The organism is Vibrio sp. 10N.261.51.F11 (assembly GCF_041471665.1).
Taxonomy (GTDB): Bacteria; Pseudomonadota; Gammaproteobacteria; order Enterobacterales; family Vibrionaceae; genus Vibrio; species Vibrio crassostreae_C.
Map to the genome: position 1 here is coordinate 1 of NZ_JBFROW010000121.1, position 455 is coordinate 455.

The following is a 455-nucleotide window of genomic DNA, read 5'->3' on the forward strand; positions in this document are numbered from 1 at the left end:
CAGTTAAGCGCTATCTGTTGCCCAAGGCAGTATGAGCAGCGAATAACTAATGCGATACTAGCTCAGTTGGTAGAGCGCAACCTTGCCAAGGTTGAGGTCATCGGTTCGAACCCGATGTATCGCTCCACTTTCTTTTCGAAGAGAGAGGGAAGAATCATCAACTTAATTGATGCATCCGGACGCGGGATGGAGCAGTTTGGTAGCTCGTCGGGCTCATAACCCGAAGGTCGTCGGTTCAAATCCGGCTCCCGCAACCACATTACAGTTAAGCGCTATCTGTTGCCCAAGGCAGTAAGAGCTGCCCAAGGCAGTAAGAGCAGCGATTAACTAATGCGATACTAGCTCAGTTGGTAGAGCGCAACCTTGCCAAGGTTGAGGTCATCGGTTCGAACCCGATGTATCGCTCCAAATTCTCTCTCACGCTTTATGCTGAAGATGAAAATGGTTTAGTCTCA

Annotated in this window: 3 tRNA genes; all 3 read left to right on the top strand. The window is 49.5% G+C overall.

Going from position 1 to position 455, the window contains the following annotated elements:
- The first annotated feature begins 51 nt into the window (after positions 1 to 51).
- Positions 52 to 127, top strand: a tRNA-Gly gene (locus AB4351_RS22180).
- A 53-nt stretch (positions 128 to 180) separates the two neighbouring features.
- A tRNA-Met gene (locus tag AB4351_RS22185) sits at positions 181 to 257 on the top strand.
- A gap of 75 nt (positions 258 to 332) precedes the next feature.
- Positions 333 to 408 (top strand) — tRNA-Gly (locus tag AB4351_RS22190).
- The last annotated feature ends 47 nt before the right edge of the window (positions 409 to 455 follow it).